1 protein-coding gene is annotated in these 1,420 nt (G+C 41.7%); it reads left to right on the plus strand.

Annotated features, from left to right (window positions below):
- Positions 1 to 95 precede the first annotated feature (95 nt).
- Positions 96 to 1,118 (plus strand): IS110 family RNA-guided transposase, encoded by a 1,023-nt coding sequence (locus AC19MV_RS22940; RefSeq protein WP_498310034.1) that lies wholly within the window; start codon positions 96 to 98, stop codon positions 1,116 to 1,118.
- Positions 1,119 to 1,420: the final 302 nt, after the last annotated feature.

Here is a 1,420-nt window from a genome sequence, read left to right on the forward strand (position 1 = left end):
TTGCCGGAATAATGAGATGGACCCACCCTTCTAATCGGCTTCATAGTGAGCCATGATAAGTTTGTACACTTTATCAACAAAGGGCGGGTCCGAATATGAAGATTACAACAATTGGTTTAGATATATCAAAGACTATTTTCCACATGTTTGCCGTTAATCAAGCTGGAAAGTTAGTTAAAAAGAGAGCAATTAAGCGTGCCGACTTGCTCAGTGTCTTTGCCCGATTAGAGCCAATGTTGATAGTGATGGAAGCCTGTGGCGGGGCTAACCATTGGGCTCGTGAATTCATTAAATTAGGGCATCAAGTCAAGCTCATTGCGCCTCAATATGTTGTGCCTTATCGTCGTAAAAACAAAAATGATTTTAATGATGCTGAAGCCATTGCTGAAGCAGCACAACGACCAAACATGACATTTGTACCGATAAAAAGCGTCGAGCAAGAAGATATTCAAATGGTGCTGCGCATGAGAAAGCGCCATGTAAAAACGATGGTCGCAATCAACAATCAAGTTAGAGGCTTTCTTGCAGAATATGGTTTATGCGCTGCAAAGGGAAAAACGGCATTAGCGACTCGATTGCCTGAATTTATTGATGATGAAAGCAATGAGTTATCGGCATTTGCACGAGAAAGTTTTCGCGAACTCTATGCTGACTTTGTTGCGGCACAAGAGAAAGTTGAGTTTTACACTAAAAAAGTAACCGCTTATACAAGAAAGAATCCTATCTGTAAGCGAGTGCAAAGCGTTATAGGTATTGGCCCCATGACAGCGGCAGAAATGTATGCCGCGATAGGCGATGGTAAAATGTTCCATAATGGTCGTCACTTTGCCGCCTGGTGCGGATTAACACAAAGACAAAACTCAAGCGGTGGTAAAACCATGCTGTCTGGTATTACGAAAAAAGGGAATCCTCACTTGAGGTCGTCACTGGTACATGGTGCACGTGCTGTATTGCAATATGTGGACGGTAAAGATGATAAATTAAGCCGCTGGGCCTATGAGCTAAAGTGTAGAAAGCATAGCAATGTCGCATGTGTGGCTCTGGCCAATAAGCTCGCCAGAATAGCCTGGTCAGTCATCGCAAAGGAAGAAGATTACCGACTCGAATATGCAGCATAACAAAGTAATACGATTCACAATCAACTGATTAATTTAAGTAGCAAGTAACACCGAGTAAAACAAACTCACCACAAGTTGCGAAAGATTTTGAAATAATGATAAACAGTCAGACTGTACTACTTTAAAACTGAACTCGTCTTTGGCTCTTTAGAAGCCGTCGGAATGATAAAGTTAAAGTAGTTAGCTAATTGCATTAGGGCTGCGGGTATATAAAACACCCGATTTACAAGCCGGATATATGAAGGCAATGAATTTGTTTATTAACGCTTCGAGATCACTTGCAAAACGGGTGGGTCCATATA

The sequence above is a fragment of the Shewanella sp. MF05913 genome (genome assembly GCF_059758095.1).